Genomic DNA, 18493 nt, shown 5'->3' with positions numbered 1-18493 from the left:
GAGGCACCCATGACGCTCATCCCCCGCCTGCCGCTGTTCGGCGCCGTAGCCGCGCTGATCGGCGTCTTCGCCGGCCCCGCCTCGGCGGCGACCGGCACGGCCGATCTGTCGCCGCTCGCCATGTTCCTCGGCGCCGACTGGGTGGTGAAGACGGTGATGGGCGTGCTCTTCGCCGCCTCGCTGCTCTCTTGGACCATCTTCGTCGCCAAGATGCTGGAGCTGCGCGCCGCCAATGCCCATGTCGCCGAGACGATCGAGGCGCTGACCCGCGCACCGCGTCTCGCCGATGCCGCCGCGGCGCTCGGCGCCGACCGCGGACCGGGCCGCGCCATGCTCGACGCGGTCGCCCGCGAGATCGAGCTCTCGGGCGAGACGGTCGATCGCGCCGGGCTCGAGGAGCGCGTCGCCTCGCGGCTCGCCCGTATCGAGGCGGCGGTCGCGGCGCGGATCTCCTCGGGCGTCGGCCTCGTCGGCACGGTCGGCTCGACCGCCCCCTTCGTCGGCCTGTTCGGCACGGTCTGGGGCATCATGAATTCCTTCGTCGGCATCGCCAAGGCGCAGACCACCAATCTCGCGGTCGTCGCCCCGGGCATCGCCGAGGCGCTCTTCGCCACGGCGATCGGCCTCGTCGCGGCGATCCCGGCGGTCGTGCTCTACAATCGGCTGGTGCGCGCCGTCGGCCTCCACCGCAACGCCGTCGCCGATGCCGGCGCCGCGGTGCGCCGCATCCTGTCGCGCGAACTCGACCGCGGCGCAGCCGCGTGCCCGCTGGCACGCGCGGCGGAGTGACGGCGATGGCGGGCGGGCTCCTTCCTTCCGGCGGCGACGATCATCTCGGCGAGATGTCGGAGATCAACGTCACGCCCTTCATCGACGTGATGCTGGTGCTGCTGATCATCTTCATGGTGGCGGCGCCGCTCTCCACGGTCGACGCCCCCGTCGATCTTCCCGTCTCCACCGCCAAGCCGGAGCCCCGGCCCGACAAGCCGGTCTTCGTGACGATGAAGACCGACCTCTCGGTGCTGATCGGCGAGGAGACCGTCTCGGCCGAGGGTTTCGAACTGGCACTCGGCCGGGCGACCGGATTCGACCACGGAAAGCGCATCTTCGTGCGCGCCGACAAGGCGGTGCCCTACGGCGAGGTGACGCGGCTGATGAACATGCTGCGGGCTGCCGGCTTCCTCAAGCTGGCCCTGGTCGGCACCGAGGGCAGCTCGGTCGCGGCGCCGCCGGCCGTACCGTCGAGCGGAGGGACGACGCCGTGAGCGAGACGCTGCTCGCCGATCCGGACCATCGACGTCGCCTGATCCTCGGCGCGCTGGCGGCGATCGCGCTCCACGTCGCGCCGGCCGGGGCGAGCCTCGCGGTCTTCGGCCGCGCCGAACAGGTCTTCGAGGACGAGGGCGTACAGATGATCGCCGAGTTCGCCGACACCGTCGCCGCCGCCGAGCGCTCCGACAGCGAGGCCGAGGCGGCGGAGGCGGAGGCCGCACAGTCGACGCCGGAGGTGAAGGAATCGCTCTCCGCCAAGTCGACCGACGACCTGCCGGAAACCGACGCCTCGACCGCCCGGCCCGACGATCCCGAACTGCTCCTGTCCGAGAAGAAGACCGTCGAACGCACCGAGGACGCCGCCGAGCAGCAGACGACGGAGGCGATGAAACCCACCGAGAGCGCCGCCGACAGCGCCGCCTCGCAGGCCGCCGCCGCCCCTTCCGCCATGGACCAGACCGCTTCGGTGACCGCCGCGCCGGCGGAAGGCAGCGTGCGCGAGGCACCGCCGACGCCGGCCTCCTGGACCAAGGCGGTGATGGCGCATCTCGGCCGTCACAAGAGCTATCCGCGCGAGGCGCGCGCCGCCGGCGACGAGGGCGACGTGCAGGTGGCGATCACCATCGGCCGCGACGGCCGGGTGGTGGCGCGGCGGCTGCACCGCTCCGGCGGCACGGCGACGCTCGATCGCGCCGCGCTCGATCTCGTCGATCGTGCCTCCCCTCTGCCGGCGCTGCCGGCGAACTTCCTGATGGAGCGGGTCGAGGTGGTCGTGCCGATCCGCTATCGGCTGAAATCGTGAGCGGCGCGGCCTCCCCCGCCGCTCCGGCGGCGCCTGACGACGCCGATGTCTTCGGACGGGTGCCGGAAGGCGTCGTGGCGCTCGACGACTGGACGGACCACGCCCGCGCCGCCCTGCCGCCCGACCGCTGGGCCTATCTCGCGGGACACGCCGGCGACGGCCACGCCGCACGCCGCAACCGCGAGGCCTTCGCCCGCGCCGAGATCGTGCCGCGCCTCCTCCTCGACGACCGCGTCGCCGACACGGGGACAGTGCTCCTCGGCCGGCGGATCGCCTTTCCCGTCCTGGTGGCGCCGGTCGCCCATCAGGGGCTCTTCCACCCGCTCGCCGAACGCGCCACGGCGATGGCCGCCGCGGCGGTCGACACGGTCTTCGTGGCCTCGACGCTGGCGACGCTGAGCCTCAAGGACATCGCCGAGGCGCGTGACGGCGGCGGCCAGTGGTTCCAGCTCTATGTCCAGCCCGATCGCGGGGTGACCGACGATCTCGTCGCCCGGGCCGAGGCGGCGGGATACGAGGCGCTGGTGATCACCGTCGACGCGCCGGTCTTCGGCATTCGGAACGTCGAGCAGCGGGCGGGCTTCCGCCTGCCGGCGGATCTGGCGCCGGCCAATCTCGCGGGGGCTCAGCCGCCCGATACCGCCGGCGGCGACGGGATCGCGGCGCTGCTCGCGCACAGGCCCACCTGGGCCGACGTCGAGCGGATCGCCGCACGGACGCGGCTTCCGGTGATCCTCAAGGGTATTCTGCATGCAGACGACGCCGTGCGGGCGATGGCGTCGGGGGCCGTGGGCGTCGTCGTCTCCAACCACGGCGGCCGGGTGCTCGACGCCGCACCCGCCGCGCTCGATCGGGTGGCGCCGATCCGCGAACGTCTCGGCGACGGCGCGACCGTCCTGATGGACGGCGGCATCCGCCGCGGCTCGGACGTGTGGACGGCGCTCGCGCGCGGCGCCGACGCGGTGATGGTCGGCCGGCCGATCGCCGAGGCGCTGGCGGCGGGCGGGCCGCTCGGCGTCGCCCATGCGCTGACGACGCTGGGCGAGGAATATGCCGTGACGATCGCCCTGGCCGGTCGGCCGCGGCCCTGATCAGGCGAAGCGCTTCCAGAAGACCACGGCGACGATCACCGCGTTGAGGCAGGTGATGACGATGCGCGCCACGGCGGGATCGAGGCGGCGGCCGAAATGGCCGGTGACCCAGCCGCCGACCGTGGCGCCGATCAAGAGCGCCGCCATCTCGTGCCAGTGGACGAGACCGGTCGCCACGAAGAGGATCGAGGCGGTGGCGTTCATCGAGGCGTTGAGGATGTGGCGGGTCGCCTGCATCGTGTTGATCGAGGCGGTCGTCAGCACCGACCAGGTCGCCAGCATCATCACCCCGACGGCGCCGCCGAAATAGCCGCCGTAGACGCCGAGGAAGAACTGGGCGACCGGCAGGGCATGCGGATGGACGTCGATCCGGGTGCGCAGCCAGTCGCCGAGCCTGCGGCCGAAGGCGAAGACGGTGACGCCGAAGAGCAGCAGGAAGGGGAAGATCGCATCGAAGAAGCGCTGCGACGTCACCGTCAGCAGCACAGCGCCGATGATGCCGCCGACGATCGACACCGCGATCATCGTCTTCATCGACACGCTCTCGAAGCCCAGTCGATCGCCGCGATAGGCGTAGGCGGTGGCGAGCGCCGAGGGCACCAGGGCGACGGTCGAGGTGGCGTTCGCCTGCAGCGCCGGCACGCCGACGGCGACCAGTGCCGGCAGGGTGACGAAGGAGCCGCCCCCGGCGATGGCGTTCATGGCACCGCCGAGGAGGCCGGCGGCGGCGACGATCACGAGGTCGTTCATGGTCGATGCGTGCCCCGACTGACGGCGGGTCATTCGCCCGCGCGGGCGACGAAACTGACCGGACGCGACGGCGGGGTCAAGCGGGACGGAAGCGGCGCAGCGACGATGTTCGCAGCATGGCGAGGAGCGCCCCATCTACCCGAGAGGGAACCTTTGCGTCGTTCCCGTAGAGGCGCGGATCGACGTCCCTGCGCGATCCTTCGAGACGCGCCTACGGCGCTCCTCAGGATGAGGCACTTTCAATCTTCGAAACGAGAACAAACGCCTCATGCTGAGGAGGGCGTCGAAGACGCCCGTCTCGAAGCATCGCGCACGGTGTCGAACTCGGCTCGGCCGCATTCGGCAGAATTCCCCTCAGCGATAGGGAGGGGCCCGAACGCCTGGCCCCGGCCGCCGCCCCCTCAGAGGTCCCCGAGGAAATGCTCCGCGGAGACCGCCCGCAGCCGTTCGGCGGCGGCTTCCGCCGTAATGTCGCGCTGGGGCGAACCGAGCATCTCGAAGCCGACCATGAACTTCTTCACCGTCGCCGACCTGAGCAGCGGCGGGTAGAAATGGGCATGCATCACCCATTCCGGATGGTCTCGCCCGTCGAGCGGCTTCTGGTGGAAGCCCATCGAATAGGGGAAGGAGGTGCGGAAGAGATTGTCGTAGCGCACGGTGATCGCCCGCAAGGCTTCCGCGAGCGCTTCGGCATCGCCCGGCTCGAAGTCGTCGAAGCCGGCGATCGGCCGGCGCGGCAGGACCATGGTCTCGAAGGGCCAGACCGCCCAGAACGGCACCAGCACGACGAAGCGATCGTTGGCGTGGACGATGCGGGTGCCCTCGGCCAACTCGCGCGCGAGATAGTCGGAGAGCAGCGGCCGGCCGTGCGTCGCGAACCACGCGCGCTGGCGCTCGTCCTCCTTGGCCGGCTCGTTCGGCAGGTGCCGGCTCGCCCAGATCTGGCCGTGGGGATGCGGGTTGGAACAGCCCATCACCGCGCCGCGGTTCTCGAAGATCTGCACCGAGGTTATGTCGTCGCGGGCACCGAGTTCGGCGACCTGGGCCTGCCAGGTCTCGACCACGCGGGTGATGTCGGCGACCGACATGCGCGCCAGAGTCACGTCGTGGCGCGGCGAGAAGCAGACGACGCGGCAGAGGCCGCTCTCGGGCTCGGCGATCAGGAGATCGTCGCTCGAGGCGGGACCGGCCGCGGTGTCGGGCAGCAGCGCGGCGAAGTCGTTGTCGAAGACGAAGGTGCCGTCGTAGGCGGGATTGGCGATGCCGCCGGCGCGCGTGTTGCCGGGGCAGAGGTAGCAGGTCGGGTCGTGCGCCGGCATGGCGTCGACCGCCACCGCCTCCATCTGGCCCTGCCAGGGCCGCTGGGTGCGGTGGGGCGAGACCAGGACCCAGTCGCCGGTCAGCGGATTGAAGCGGCGGTGCGGTGCGTCGGGCTTGGTCACGCGGGGCCCCCCTCGTGGATCTCGCCGGCACCGGCACCGGGCGCGCAGGCGAAGACGTCGCAGGTGATACCGGTCGCGGCGCGATAGGCCGTCTTCAGCGTCGCGGCGAAGGCCTCGACCGCTTCCACCGCGACCAGCGACACGGTGCAGCCGCCGAAGCCGCCGCCGGTCATGCGGGCGCCGTGGACGCCGGGAAGGGCGCGGGCGAGATCGACCATCACGTCGACCTCGGCGCAGGAGATCTCGAAATCGTCGCGCATCGAGACGTGCGAGGCGTCCATCAACGCGCCGAAGCGGGCGACGTCGCCGATCTTCGCGGCCGCTTCCGCCGCGAGCACCCGGTCGTTCTCGGTGACGATGTGGCGGCAGCGGCGGTAGGTCTCGTCGTCGAAGAGGCCGCGGTGGGCCTCGAGTTCGGCGATCGTCACGTCGCGCAGCGCCGTGACCGGATGGCCGAGGACGGGGGCGAGCAGGCGCACGCCGGCCTCGCAGGAGGCGCGGCGGGCGTTGTATTCGCCGCCGCCGGCGAGCACGTGGTGGACCATCGAATTGGCGATGACGATGCGGCTGCCCGGATCGATCGCGACGGGGCGCGCCTCGAGGCTGCGGCAGTCGATGAGGAGCGCGTGGCCGGCGACGCCGCAGCTCGCGGCATACTGGTCCATGATGCCGCAACGCATGCCGACGTGTTCGTTCTCGGCCTTCTGGGCGATCTTCGCCGCCTCGATCTTGCCGATCTCCAGACCCGAGACGGCGGCGAGCGCGCGGACGGTCGCGACTTCCAGCGCGGCGGAAGACGACAGCCCCGAGCCGATCGGCACGGTCGAGGTCAGCGTCAGGTCGCAGCCGGTCAGGCGGTGGCCGGCCTCTTCCAGCATGCGGGCGACGCCGAAGACGTAGTCCGTCCAGTCGCGACGCGGGACGATCGGCCCGGCGTCGAGATCGAGCGTCGCCGTCTCGCCGTTGCGGCGCGAATGGACGACGATGGTGCGATCGGCACGCGGGGCGATGGCGACCGCGGTCGCGTGTTCCAGCGCCGCCGGCATGACGAAGCCGTCGTTGTAGTCGGTGTGCTCGCCGATCAGGTTGACGCGGCCGGGGGCGCGGAAGACGCGCGGAGGCCGGCCGAAACGGGCGGTGAAGTCGGCGGCGATCTCGCCGAAGACGATCATGCAGGGTCTCCCGGCGGAAGAACCCCGCGCGGGCGGTGCCGCGCGGGGTGGGTCGAGGGGCAGGCCGAGGCGCGGGGCTTCAGCGCTTGACCTTGTTGTAGACGTCGAAGAACACGGCGGCGAGCAGGACCAGGCCCTTGATGACCTGCTGCCAGTCGATGCCGATGCCGAGGATCGACATGCCGTTGTTCATCACGCCCATGATGAAGGCGCCGATCACCGCGCCCGTCACCTTGCCGACGCCGCCGGTCGCCGAGGCGCCGCCGATGAAGCAGGCCGCGATGACGTCGAGCTCGAACGACACGCCGCCCTTCGGCGTCGCGGTGTTGAGGCGCGCGGCGAAGACGAGGCCGGCGAGGCCCGCCAGCATGCCCATGTTGACGAAGGTGTAGAAGGTCAGCCTGCGGGTGTCGATGCCCGACAGGCGGGCCGCCTTCTCGTTGCCGCCGAGCGCGTAGATGCGGCGGCCGATCGTCGTGTGCTGGGTGACGAAGGCATAGAAGACGATCAGCACGAACATCACGATCAGGACGTTCGGCAGACCCTTGTAGGTCGACATCTGCCAGCCGATGGCGATCAGTGCGGCGGCGAGCGCCGCCTGCTTGCCCCAGAACACCACGCCCGGCTCGACCTCGACGCCGAAGTGCCGGCGCTTGGCACGGTCGCGGATGGCGTTGAAGACGAGGATCGCGGCGGTCGCCACCGCCAGCACGATCGTCAGGACATGGAGGCCCGGAACGCCGAAGACGTCGGGGATGAAGCCCGACGACAGGCGCTGGAAGGCGACCGGGAAGGGGCCGACCGACTGACCGGCGAGCAGCGCCAGACACAGGCCGCGGAACACCAGCATGCCCGCCAGCGTCACGATGAAGGACGGGATGTGCATGTAGGCGACGAACCAGCCCTGGGCCGCGCCGATCAGTGCACCGGCAGCGAGGCTGACGATGGTCGTCGTCACCGGGTCGATGCCCCAGGTCACCATCATGGTGGCGGCGAGCGCGCCGATGAAGCCGACGACCGAGCCGACCGACAGGTCGATGTGGCCGGCGACGATCACCAGCAGCATGCCCAGCGCCATGATGACGACGTAGGAATTCTGCAGCACCAGATTGGTGAGGTTCAGCGGCTGGAACAGCGTGCCGTTGGTCATCCACTGGAAGAAGACCATGATGAACACGAGCGACATCAGGATGCCGTACTCGCGCATGTTCCTCGAGATGAAGGTCAGGAGCGAGGTGCCCTCGGGGGCGTGGTGGGGCTCCTGCGGGCGGTCGAGGGTTTCGGTGCTCATCGGGCCAACTCCCGGGACGACATGATCGCCCTCATGATCTTTTCTTGTGAAGCGTCTCGGGCCGGCATCTCGGCCACCACCGCGCCCTCGTCCATGACGTAGATGCGATCGGCGATGCCGAGCAGTTCCGGCATCTCGGAAGAGATGAGCAGAACACCGCGGCCTTCGGCAACCAGCTTGTTGATGATGCCGTAGATCTCGTACTTGGCGCCGACGTCGATGCCGCGCGTCGGCTCGTCGAGGATCAGCACCTGCGGATCGGCGAACAGCCACTTGGCGAGCACCACCTTCTGCTGGTTGCCGCCCGACAGGTCGAGCGTCTCCTGGAAGATGTTGCGGCAGCGGATGCGCATCGACTTGCGATAGTCCTCGGCGACGCCGATCGAGGCGACGGCATCGAGGACGCCGCGGCTCGACACACCCTTCATGTTGGCCATGACGGTGTTCTCGCGAATGTCCTGGCCGAGCACCAGACCGTAGGTCTTGCGGTCCTCGGTGGCATAGGCGATGCCGGCATCGACCGCCCGCGACACCGACGAGACGTCGATCTCGCGGCCGTCGAGCCTGGCCTTGCCCTTGACCCAGCGGCCGTAGGAGCGGCCGAACAGGCTCATGGCGAATTCGGTGCGCCCGGCGCCCATCAGGCCGGCGATGCCGACCACCTCGCCCTTGCGGACCTCGATCGACACCGACTTGGAGATCCGCCGGCCCGGAATGATCGGGTCGTCGACCGTCCAGTCGGAAACCTCGAGCAGCACCTCGCCGACGTGCGACGTGCGCTTGGGATAGCGGTCGGTGATCTCGCGTCCGACCATGCCGCGGATGATGCGGTCCTCGTCGGCGCGCCCGCCGGAGCAGTCGAGCGTCTCCACCGTGGTGCCGTCGCGCAGGATGGTGATGCGGTCGGCGACGCGGGAGACCTCGTTGAGCTTGTGGCTGATCAGGATCGAGGCGATGCCGTGCTGCTTGAACTCGAGCAGGAGATCGAGCAGCGCGTCGGAATCGGCCTCGTTGAGGCTCGCCGTCGGCTCGTCGAGGATGAGGAGGCGGACCTCCTTCGACAGCGCCTTGGCGATCTCGACCAGCTGCTGCTTGCCGACGCCGAGGTCGCCGACGATGCGCGAGGGATGTTCGCGCAGGCCCACCTTCTTGAGGAGTTCGCCGGTGCGGCGGGCGGCCTCGAAATGGTCGACGATGCCGAAACGCCCGGGCTCGGCGCCGAGGAAGATGTTCTCGGCGATCGAGAGGAGCGGCACCAGCGCCAGTTCCTGATGGATGATGATGATGCCGACCTTCTCGCTGTCGGCGATCGAGGCGAAACGGCGGACCTCGCCCTCGTAGACGATGTCGCCCTCGTAGGAACCGACGGGATAGACCCCCGACAGGACCTTCATGAGGGTCGACTTGCCGGCGCCGTTCTCACCGACCAGAGCATGGATCTCGCCCGGCATCACCTCGAGATTGACGTCGGAGAGCGCCTTCACGCCCGGGAACGTCTTGGTGATGTGGCGCATCTCGAGAATGGGGGTCATCGGCGACCTCCTCGTCGAAACCCGGGACCGACGGTGCCGGCGGGGGCATCTTCGCCCTCTCGTCCCGGCACCTTCGGGACGAACGCCCCGCCTTCGACGAGCGCGGCGGCGACGGAGACCGGCCGGAGCGAACCCCGGCCGGCCGATCGGGAGCCGATCACTTGATCTGGCTTTCCTTGTAGTAGCCGCTGTCGACCAGGATCTGCTTCCAGTTGGTCGCATCGACGCTGACCGGCTTCAGCAGGTAGGAGGGAACCACCTTCTTGCCGTTGTCGTAGGTCTTGGTGTCGTTGATCTGCGGCTGGGTACCGGTGAGGACCGCGTCGACCATGGAGACCGCGACCTTGGCGAGTTCGCGGGTGTCCTTGAAGACGGTCGAGCGCTGCTCGCCGGCGAGGATCGACTTCATCGACTGGACTTCCGCGTCCTGGCCGGTGACGACCGGAAGCGGCTGGTCCTTGGTGCCGTAGCCGACGCCCTTGAGCGACGACAGGATGCCGATCGACAGGCCGTCGTAGGGCGACAGGACCGCGTCGACACGCTTCTTGGTGTAGAAGGCGGAGAGCAGGTTGTCCATGCGGGCCTGGGCGACGGCGCCGTCCCAACGCAGGGTCGAGACCTTGTCCATGCCCAACTGGCCGGACTGCACCACGAGCTTCTTCGAGTCGATGTAGGGCTTCAGCACCGACATCGCGCCGTTGTAGAAGAAGTAGGCGTTGTTGTCGTCCGGCGAGCCGCCGAACAACTCGATGTTGAACGGACCCTTGCCTTCCTTGAGGCCGAGCGCCTGTTCGATGTAGCCGCCCTGGATGACGCCCACCTGGAAGTTGTCGAAGGTCGCGTAGTAGTCGACGTCCGGCGAGTTCCGAATGAGGCGGTCGTAGGCGATGATCTTGACGCCCTTCTCGTGCGCCTTGTGCAGAGCATCGGTCAGGGTCGTGCCGTCGATGGCGGCGATGACGAGGACGTTGACGCCCTTGGTCACCATGTTCTCGATCTGAGCGAGCTGGTTGGGGATGTCGTCGTCGGCGTACTGGAGATCGGCCTTGTAGCCCTTGGCCTCCAGATACTTGACCATGTTGTTGCCGTCGTCGATCCAACGGGCCGAGGACTTGGTCGGCATGGACACGCCGACGTACTTGTCGGCGGCGGAAGCGCCAAAGGCGGCGAGGCCCATGGCCGCGGCAACGGCGGTGCCGATCACGTATTTCGCGAGCTTTTGCATCGCGTCGTCTCCCTGACTGCGGTGCCTTCGACCGGGTCCGTCTGTCGCGTCGTTCCGGTTCTCGTTGCGGGAGCGTGCCCGTGAGGGCGACGACCCAGACCGTTGCGTACGCGCCGGTTCCGGCGAGACGTTCTTGCTTGCAGGCCGAACCTCAGTCCGATTGCCAATACAGTCAAGTTCCATGTTCCATAAAATCCATATCGAAAACGATATGCCTCAGTGATCGACACGAAACATTCCAACGTAATGACATCGAGCTACATCGTATCACAGCCCCATCATCCGCCACAAGATCGCGCCTCTTTCGTTTCGTTTTTGTTGATTGCATGTATGGAGTCGATTCATATCAGACGAACTGAAATCTTACGATCTACACCTACGCGCCACACCGAACTCTCTACGCACTATGATGGCCATGCGACGCAGCATTTTCGTCGAAAATCGCGAGATCGCAAGATTTCGTCTCGCGAATTTCGTCGAGCGGTAGCATGTTCCCGGGGAATGCGTTGCGGTTTTGACATGTAACCGTGATCGTGCCATTCGATAGGCGGGAGTATTGGACCCGGTCGAAACTGCGCCATCCATGCCATATGCGCATCGGTCGGCACCGGCCGGACCAGCGCGGGGAGCGGATCGCGCGACGACGGGCGGATCGGAGGGTCGGGCCATGACCGACGTGAACGGGATCGACAGGGCGATCGTCGGACGCCGGGCGACGCGCGGACCTTCGCTCGAGCAGCTCGTGACGATGCGGCTGAAGCTGCGCCATCTCCGGCTGATCGTCGCCCTCGACGACCACCGCAAGCTCAATCGCGCGGCGCAGGAGATGGGACTGTCCCAGCCCGCCGCCTCGAAGATGCTGTCCGAGATCGAGAAGACCGTCGGCGTGCCGTTGTTCGAGCGCCGCCCGCGCGGCATCGAGCCGACCCGTTACGGCGAGGCGCTGGTGCGGCGCACCCGCGCCATGCTCGCCGAACTCGGCCATGCCGGCGAGGAGATCGAGGCGCTCCGTTCGGAGACCGGCGGCGCGGCCTCGGTCGGGGCCCTGATGGCGCCGGCGGCGGAGTTCCTCGCCGAGGCCGTCGGCGTGGCGCGGCGGCGCCTCGCCCGTCTGCAGGTCTCCGTCGACGTCGACACGTCGGACACGCTGATCGCTCGCCTCCTCGCGGCCAAGCTCGACTTCGCCATCGCCCGCATTCCCGAGGGTGTCGATCCGGGACCGTTCGAATACGAGGAAATCGGACGGGAAAGTGTCGAACTGCTGGTCCGTCGCGGCCATCCGCTGGCCGGACTGGGTACCGTCGCACCGGCCGATCTCGCCGAACGCGAATGGGTTCTGCCGCCGCGCGGGTCGCTGGTCCGACGCTCGATCGAAGCGCTGTTGCGGCGCCACGGCCTGCCACCGGCCGACCGCGTGCTGAACTCCGGCTCGGTGCTGATGTCGCTGGTGATGGCGGGCCGCACCGACGCGATCGCGCCGCTCTCCTCGCCGGTCGCCGAGCTCTTCGCGCGGTCGGGCGATCTCGTCCGCCTCGAGCTCGCCGAGCCGCTGACGGTCGAGCCCTATGGGCTCATCTCGGTGCGCGGTCGGCCGATGTCGCCGGCGGCACGCATCCTCTACGACGTGGTGCGCGGGCGGGAATACGTGCCTTCGCCAATCGGCGCGACGGTGCGCACCGCCGGTACGGTCCATTCCCCCCGTTCGTGACGCCGGCCGTGTTCGCCGCGAAAGGCGCGCGGGCTGCAGCCGGTGTAGCGACGGAAGACGCGGCTGAAATAGAGCGGATCCTCGAACCCGACCTGAGCGGCGATCTGCTTGACCGGGCTCGGCGACACCAGCAGCAGCTGGCAGGCGAACTGAATCATCTGCTCTTCCCGCCACTTCAGGATCGAACGCCCGAGCGTCTGGGTGAAGAGATGGGCGAGGCGCGAGGGCGACAGGCAGACCTTCTGCGCGATCTCGGCGACCGACAGAGGCCGATGCAGGTTGTCGGTGATGAACTTGCAGGCCATCAGCAGCCGCTCGTCGAAGCGATTGGCCGGCGCCTCGGCGCGATCGTTGCGGGCGATCAGCAGGATGATCCTCTCGAGATCGTTCATCGCCAGTTCCATCGACAACAGGTCGTTGTTGACGGACCAGGCGGCGACCTCGGCGAAGAGCCGGTCGAGTTCGGCGAGGCGGCGCGGTTCGGAACCGCGCTGGAGGAAGAGGGGGCCGCGCACCTCCTTCCAGGAAAGCCACGTCGTCCATGAGGCGCGCGGCTGGAAATAGATCCAGCGATGCCACCAGGCATCGGCATCGGCGGCACGGCCGTAGTCGTGGATCGCGCCGGGCGGAAGAAGCACCAGATCGCCGGTCTCGACGCGGAAATGGCTGGTTCCGTCGAAGACCTCGCCGGCGCCGCGCACCGTCAGGTTGACGATCCAGCCGCGCATGCCGTCGTCGCGGACGATGGGGAAATCGAGCGGGCCGTCGCGTTCGATCGGCGTGATGCCGGCGACCAGACGGGTGTCGAAGCGATAGCCCGGAAACAGCGGCGCCATCTGCGGATCGACACTGCCGTCGCCGGCCGCGCGCAGCAGGGAGAGGCGCCGAATGATGCTGTCGACTTCCGCGGAAGTCGACGAGGACGTAGCAGAATCATCCATGTAAAAAGCCGTATCAGCCCTGTGGGTACCCAGCGGGCGCCACTATAATCCATGCTACCAACTCGAACAACAACAACGGCCATAAACGGCCGCTGCGGGAGGATGCGACGACGGGCCGACGGCTTGCCCCGGCCGAACGGTTGCTGGTCGATCGCGCTCTCCCGCCGACCGGGAGATCGGTCTCATGTCCATGTCGAATCCTCGTCGCGTCGTCGGTCTCGACTTCGGCTCCGACAGCGTCCGTGCCGTTCTCTTCTCGGCCGACGACGGCTCGGAACTGGGCCGCTCGGTCGTCGCCTATCCGCGCTGGGCGACCGGTGCGTGGTGCGATCCGGTCACCAGTCGTTACCGCCAGCACCCGCTCGACCATCTCGAGGCGATGACCGAGGCCGTCCGCGGTCTCTTCCGCGCCGCGCCGGAGGAAGCCGCGCGCGTCGTCGGCATCGGCGTCGACACCACCGGCTCCAGCCCGCTGCCGCTCGCCGCCGACGGTCGGGCGCTCGGCCTCCATCCCGAATTCGCCGACAATCCCAACGCGCTCTGCGTGCTGTGGAAGGACCACACCGCGATCGCCGAGGCCGAGGAGATCAACACCCTCTGCCATTCCGGCGCGATCACCGACTACACCCGCTACGTCGGCGGCATCTACTCGTCGGAATGGTTCTGGGCGAAGATCCTCCACGTCCATCGCGCCGATCCGGCCGTGGCGAAGGCGGCTGCGACCTGGGTCGAGTTCTGCGACTGGATCCCGGCGGTGCTCGCCGGCGTCACCGACCACACCAAGATCGTGCGCGGCCGCTGCGCCGCCGGTCACAAGGCGCTGTGGCATCCGAGCTGGGGCGGTCTGCCGGGTCGCGAGTTCCTGGAGAAGCTCGATCCGCTGCTGCTGTCCCTGCCCTATCCGCTGTTCGAGAACCCGCTGCCCGCCGACGCGGAAGCCGGCCGCCTCTCGGCCGAATGGGCCGAGCGGCTGGGTCTGACGGCGGGCATCGCCGTCGCGGTCGGCGCCTTCGACTGCCACATGGGCGCCGTCGGCGCCGGCGTCGAGCCCTATGATCTCGCCCGCGTCATGGGCACCTCGACCTGCGACATCCTCGTCGCCCCGCCCGGCGAGGTCGGCAACATCCTGGTCGACGGCATCTGCGGCCAGGTGCCCGACAGCGTGCTGCCGGGGCTCACCGGCTTCGAGGCGGGACAATCCTCCTTCGGCGACGTCTTCGCCTGGTTCAAGCGCCTGCTCACCTGGGGCGACGACGATCCCGCGCGCGCGGCGCATCTCCTCGCCTCGCTCGAGAAGGCGGCGGCCGAACTGCCGCCCGGCGGATCGGGCGAGATCGCCCTCGACTGGTTCAACGGCCGGCGCACGCCGGACGCCGACCAGCGGGTCAAGGCGATCCTCGGCGGTCTGCATCTCGGCTCCTCGGCGCCGGCGGTCTATCGCGCGCTGGTCGAGGCGGTCGCCTTCGGCACCCGCGCCATCGTCGACCGTTTCGAGAGCCGCGGCATCGAGGTCCGTCGGATCGTCGCCCTCGGCGGCATCCCGCAGAAGTCGCCGCTGGTCGTCCAGACCTGCGCCGACGTGCTGAACCGGCCGATCTCGGTGGTCGCCTCGGAGGAATGCTGCGCCCGTGGCGCGGCGGTCTTCGCCGCCACCGCCGCCGGCTGCCACGGCTCGGCCGAGGCCGCCAAGCAGGCGATGAAGAGCGGCATCCTGCGCGACTACACGCCGAACCCGGACGCCGTCGCCGCCTATGCCCGGCTCTACGAGCGGCGCGAGCGCTTCGCCCGCTTCGGCGAAACCGACACCCGGTCCTGAGGAGGCCAACCGTGCTCGAAGAGCTGAAGAAGGCCGTCTGCGAGGCCAATCTCGAACTGGATCGACGCGGCATCGTCGTCCACACCTGGGGCAACGTCTCCGGCATCGACCGGGGGCGTGGGCTCGTGGCGATCAAGCCGTCGGGCGTCTCCTACGACGAACTGACGCCCGACAAGATCGTCGTCGTCGATCTCGACGGCAACCGCGTCGAGGGCGATCTCAACCCCTCGACCGACACCCGCACCCATCTGGTGCTCTACCGGGCGTTCCCGACGATCGCCGGTGTCGCCCACACCCATTCGGCCCATGCGGTCGCCTGGGCGCAGGCGCGGCGCGAGATCCCGTGCTTCGGCACGACGCACGCCGACTACTGCCACGGCTCGGTGCCGCTGACCGCGGCGCTGACGCCGGACGAGGTGGCGCGCGACTACGAGGGCGAGACCGGTCACGCCATCGTCCGCCGCCTCGGCAACGACGATCCGCTCGCCCGGCCGATGGCGCTCGTCGCCGGCCACGGGCCGTTCACCTGGGGAAAGAGCCCGAAGGACGCGGTGCTCAACGCCGTCTTCCTCGAGGAGATCGCCCGCATCGCCACGGCGACGGTGACCATCGATCCCGCCGCCCGTCCGGTCGAAGAATACGTCTCCGACTATCACTACCAGCGAAAACACGGCCCCGGCGCCTGGTACGGCCAGGGCAAGAAGGGTTCGTGATCCCCCATCCGCCAGCACGAGGAAACACGCGATGTCTCTCGACGTGGTCACCCGCAAGCCGAAGATCGGCCTGCTCGGCATCATGCAGGAACTCTACGACAAGATGCTGCCCGGCATCACCGAGCGGCAGGAGGCCTATGGCCGTGACGTCGCCGGCCGGCTCTCGGGCGTGGCCGACGTCGTCTTCCCCGGCGCCGTGCGCTGCCGTGACGACATCGAACGCACCATGGCGGGCTTCGCCGCCGAGGGCGTCGACGGCGTCCTGATCGTCATGCTGACCTACGGGCCGGGCCTGCGGCTGGTCAACGCCTTCCGCGACTGCTCGCTGCCGCTGATGCTCGCCAACATCCAGCCCGAGCCGCAGGTGACGACCGCCTGGGACATGGGCGACCTGACCTACAATCAGGGTGTCCACGGCGCGCAGGACACGGCCAACACGCTGATCCGTCTCGGCAAGAAGTTCACCGTCTTCTCCGGCGACTGGAAGAGCGACGCCTTCGTCGCGGCCTTCGAGACCTTCGCGGTCGCCGCCCACACCGTCACCGCGATGAAGCAGGCCAAGGTCGCCGTCTTCGGCCGCATGCCGGGCATGGGCGACATCCTGACCGACCCGCACACCTTCATGCGCAAGCTCGGTCCGCAGATCGACCACATCGGCATGGGCTCGATCGTCTGGCACATGAACCAGACGACGCAGGCCGAGGTCGACGCCGTGCTCGACTTCTGCCGGGCGAACTTCGAGATGGATCCGCGCCTGAAGCCGGCCCAGCTCGAGGAAGCCGCCAAGATCCAGATCGGCATCACCAAGCTGCTCGAGGCCGGCGGCTACGACGCCTTCTCGCTCTACTTCAACGAGATCGGCTTCGACGGGCGCTTCAGCCAGATCCACATGATGGCGGCGTCGAACCTGATGGCGGCCGGCTACGGCTATTCGGCCGAAGGCGACACCAACTGCGCCTCGCTGATGGTGGCGGCCCGGTCGATCGCGCCCGATCCGCACTTCACCGAGATGTACGCCATGGACTTCGAGCGCGATGCCGCGCTGCAGAGCCACATGGGCGAGGGCAACTGGAAGGTCGCCCGCAAGGACCGCAAGCCGAAGCTGATCGATCGCCCGCTCGGCATCGGCGGCCTCGACAACCCGCCGACCGTGCTCTTCATGGCCGAGCCGGGCCCGGCGACGCTGGTCAGCCTGCTCGATCCGGGCGAGGGCAAGTATCGCCTCGTCGTCGCCCAGGGCACGATCCTCGACACCGAGGAACTGCCGACGGTCGAGATGCCCTACTTCTTCTTCAAGCCCGACACCGGCGTCGCCGAGTGCCTGAACGGCTGGCTGAGGAACGGCGGTACCCACCATCAGGTCCTGCACCTGGGCGACGTGCGCCCGCGCTGGAAGGCGTGGTGCGACCTGGCCGGCGTGGAATACGTCGAGGTCTGAGCGGGAGCGGCGGCGCGGCGCCGAGGGTCGGCCTCCTGTCCCCTCCGGCGCGCGCCGTCCGTCGACCGGCGGGCGAGATCGAAAGGTCTCGCCCGTTTTTTTGTGCGCAGCATCCGGAGGAGTTCGAGCGTCCGGACACGAAAACACCGCCGAACCCCTCTCCGGGATTCGGCGGCGCGAAGAAGACACCCGCTCAGAGCGCCGCGGCGATCGTGCCGAGGTGAGCGACGAGCTTCTCGGTGTCGGCGTTGAAGAGGCGCAGGCCTTCGGCGAGCTTCTCGTTGGCCATCGGGTCGGTGGCGAGCGCCCAGCGGAACGAGGCCTCGTCGACGGCGATGCGCGCGACGTCGGACGTCGCCGCCTCGGCCGCGTCGAGGCGGCGCGGCACCTCGCCTTCGGCCGCCGAGAGCTCCTCGAGCAGGGCCGGCGACACCGTCAGGCGGTCGCAGCCGGCCAGCGCCTCGACCTCGCCGGCGGAGCGGAAGCTCGCGCCCATGACGACGGTCGAATAGCCGAACTTCTTGAAATAGCTCCAGATGCGGCGGACCGACAGGACGCCCGGATCGTTCTCCGGCGCGAAGGTGCGGCCCTCGGCCTTGACGTGCCAGTCGAGGATGCGGCCGACGAAGGGCGAGATCAGGAAGGCGCCGGCCTCGGCGGCGGCGACCGCCTGGGGCAGGCCGAAGACCAGCGTGACGTTGGTCTGGATGCCGCGTTTCTCCAGGATCTCGGCGGCGCGGATGCCTTCCCAGGTGGCGGCGAGCTTGATCAGGATGCGGCCGCGCGGCACGCCGGCGGCCTCGTAGAGGGCGATCAGACGCTCGGCGGCGGCGACGGAGGCCGTCGTGTCGAAGGAGAGGCGCGCCGGCACCTCGGTCGAGACGCGGCCGGGGACGATCGCCGAGAGTTCGCGACCGATGGCGACGGTCAGATACTCGACGGCGCGCTCGAGCGGCGCATCGCCGCCCTCGGCGACGGCGCGGGCGACGGCGTCGCGCACCCGTTCGGCGTTGGTCGGCAGCAGAGCCGCCTTGAGCACCAGCGAGGGATTGGTGGTGCAGTCTTGCGGCGCATGGGCGCGGATCGCCTCGACGTCGCCGCTGTCGGCGACGATGACGGTGGAACGGCGCAGGGAATCGAGCTTGGTCACGGGTCTTGCTCTTCTCTTCGGGTTCTTCTTGTCGGGCTCGCATCGCCGCCGGCGACGCGGGAACCTTGCGCGGCCCTCGCCGCGGCCGGTTCGACCCTTCGACGAGAGCATAACCACGAAATCGGAAAGGACACCCCTCCCGATGATGTC

Annotated in this window: 16 protein-coding genes; 8 read left to right on the top strand and 8 right to left on the bottom strand. The window is 69.0% G+C overall.

All coding sequences use genetic code 11. From position 1 onward, the window contains the following. The first annotated feature begins 9 nt into the window (after positions 1 to 9). From exbB to ACT541_RS04330, 4 genes are all read left to right on the top strand, one after another. Entirely contained in the window at positions 10 to 789 is a 780-nt protein-coding gene (exbB, locus tag ACT541_RS04345; RefSeq protein ID WP_476134553.1) for a tonB-system energizer ExbB, read from the top strand. 5 nt (positions 790 to 794) lie between these two features. Beyond that, positions 795 to 1265 (top strand): TonB system transport protein ExbD, encoded by a 471-nt coding sequence (gene exbD / locus ACT541_RS04340; protein WP_476134551.1) that lies wholly within the window; start codon positions 795 to 797, stop codon positions 1263 to 1265. Beyond that, the gene (locus ACT541_RS04335) at positions 1262 to 2074 is read left to right on the top strand and encodes an energy transducer TonB (protein WP_476134549.1); all 813 of its coding nucleotides are present in this window, start codon (positions 1262 to 1264) and stop codon (positions 2072 to 2074) included. Before exbD ends, ACT541_RS04335 begins: the two co-directional genes overlap by 4 nt. Positions 2075 to 2148: 74 nt before the next feature. After that, positions 2149 to 3165 (top strand): alpha-hydroxy acid oxidase, encoded by a 1017-nt coding sequence (locus ACT541_RS04330; protein ID WP_476134547.1) that lies wholly within the window; start codon positions 2149 to 2151, stop codon positions 3163 to 3165. Here ACT541_RS04330 and ACT541_RS04325 read toward each other — a convergent pair whose 3' ends face one another. The 6 genes from ACT541_RS04325 to chvE form a co-directional block, all read right to left on the bottom strand. Further along, a complete protein-coding gene (locus ACT541_RS04325) occupies positions 3166 to 3915 on the bottom strand; it encodes a sulfite exporter TauE/SafE family protein (RefSeq protein ID WP_476134546.1) in 750 nt (249 codons plus the stop codon). Positions 3916 to 4316: 401 nt separating this feature from the next. Continuing rightward, positions 4317 to 5357, bottom strand: a complete 1041-nt coding sequence (locus ACT541_RS04320) for a UDP-glucose--hexose-1-phosphate uridylyltransferase (RefSeq protein WP_476134544.1) — start codon at positions 5355 to 5357, stop codon at positions 4317 to 4319. Next, positions 5354 to 6529, bottom strand: a complete 1176-nt coding sequence (gene galK, locus ACT541_RS04315; protein WP_476134542.1) for a galactokinase — start codon at positions 6527 to 6529, stop codon at positions 5354 to 5356. Before galK ends, ACT541_RS04320 begins: the two co-directional genes overlap by 4 nt. Before the next feature lie 79 nt (positions 6530 to 6608). Beyond that, a complete protein-coding gene (mmsB, locus tag ACT541_RS04310) occupies positions 6609 to 7820 on the bottom strand; it encodes a multiple monosaccharide ABC transporter permease (RefSeq protein ID WP_476134540.1) in 1212 nt (403 codons plus the stop codon). Continuing rightward, positions 7817 to 9352 carry a multiple monosaccharide ABC transporter ATP-binding protein gene (gene mmsA, locus ACT541_RS04305; protein ID WP_476134539.1) on the bottom strand — a complete coding sequence of 512 codons (1536 nt, stop codon included), beginning with the start codon at positions 9350 to 9352 and terminating at the stop codon, positions 7817 to 7819. Before mmsA ends, mmsB begins: the two co-directional genes overlap by 4 nt. A gap of 157 nt (positions 9353 to 9509) precedes the next feature. Further along, a complete protein-coding gene (gene chvE / locus ACT541_RS04300; RefSeq protein ID WP_476134537.1) occupies positions 9510 to 10577 on the bottom strand; it encodes a multiple monosaccharide ABC transporter substrate-binding protein in 1068 nt (355 codons plus the stop codon). Positions 10578 to 11244: 667 nt separating this feature from the next. Between chvE and ACT541_RS04295 the strand changes: the two genes are divergently transcribed. After that, on the top strand, positions 11245 to 12285 hold the full coding sequence (locus tag ACT541_RS04295; RefSeq protein WP_476134535.1) for a LysR family transcriptional regulator: 1041 nt from the start codon (positions 11245 to 11247) through the stop codon (positions 12283 to 12285). On the opposite strand, the gene araC is transcribed toward ACT541_RS04295, so the two are convergent. Continuing rightward, positions 12195 to 13121 (bottom strand): arabinose operon transcriptional regulator AraC, encoded by a 927-nt coding sequence (gene araC / locus ACT541_RS04290; protein WP_476134533.1) that lies wholly within the window; start codon positions 13119 to 13121, stop codon positions 12195 to 12197. The genes ACT541_RS04295 and araC overlap by 91 nt on opposite strands. Before the next feature lie 295 nt (positions 13122 to 13416). Here araC and ACT541_RS04285 point away from each other — a divergent pair, with 295 nt between their 5' ends. From ACT541_RS04285 to ACT541_RS04275, 3 genes are read left to right on the top strand one after another with little or no spacing between them, the layout of a single operon-like run. Continuing rightward, positions 13417 to 15042, top strand: coding sequence for a ribulokinase (locus ACT541_RS04285; RefSeq protein WP_476134532.1), 1626 nt, complete (start codon positions 13417 to 13419; stop codon positions 15040 to 15042). A gap of 11 nt (positions 15043 to 15053) precedes the next feature. Beyond that, positions 15054 to 15755, top strand: coding sequence for an L-ribulose-5-phosphate 4-epimerase AraD (gene araD / locus ACT541_RS04280; RefSeq protein ID WP_476134530.1), 702 nt, complete (start codon positions 15054 to 15056; stop codon positions 15753 to 15755). Positions 15756 to 15786: 31 nt separating this feature from the next. Continuing rightward, positions 15787 to 17193: an L-fucose/L-arabinose isomerase family protein gene (locus tag ACT541_RS04275; RefSeq protein WP_476134529.1), complete on the top strand. Its 1407-nt coding sequence runs from the start codon at positions 15787 to 15789 to the stop codon at positions 17191 to 17193. 193 nt (positions 17194 to 17386) lie between these two features. Here ACT541_RS04275 and tal read toward each other — a convergent pair whose 3' ends face one another. Then, the gene (gene tal / locus ACT541_RS04270; protein ID WP_476134528.1) at positions 17387 to 18343 is read right to left on the bottom strand and encodes a transaldolase; all 957 of its coding nucleotides are present in this window, start codon (positions 18341 to 18343) and stop codon (positions 17387 to 17389) included. Positions 18344 to 18493 lie beyond the last annotated feature (150 nt).

It is taken from the genome of Pinisolibacter sp. DMC100 (assembly GCF_056313705.1).
The sequence above is the reverse complement of the archived record's forward strand: the minus strand, read 5'-3'. Positions and strand labels throughout refer to the sequence as shown.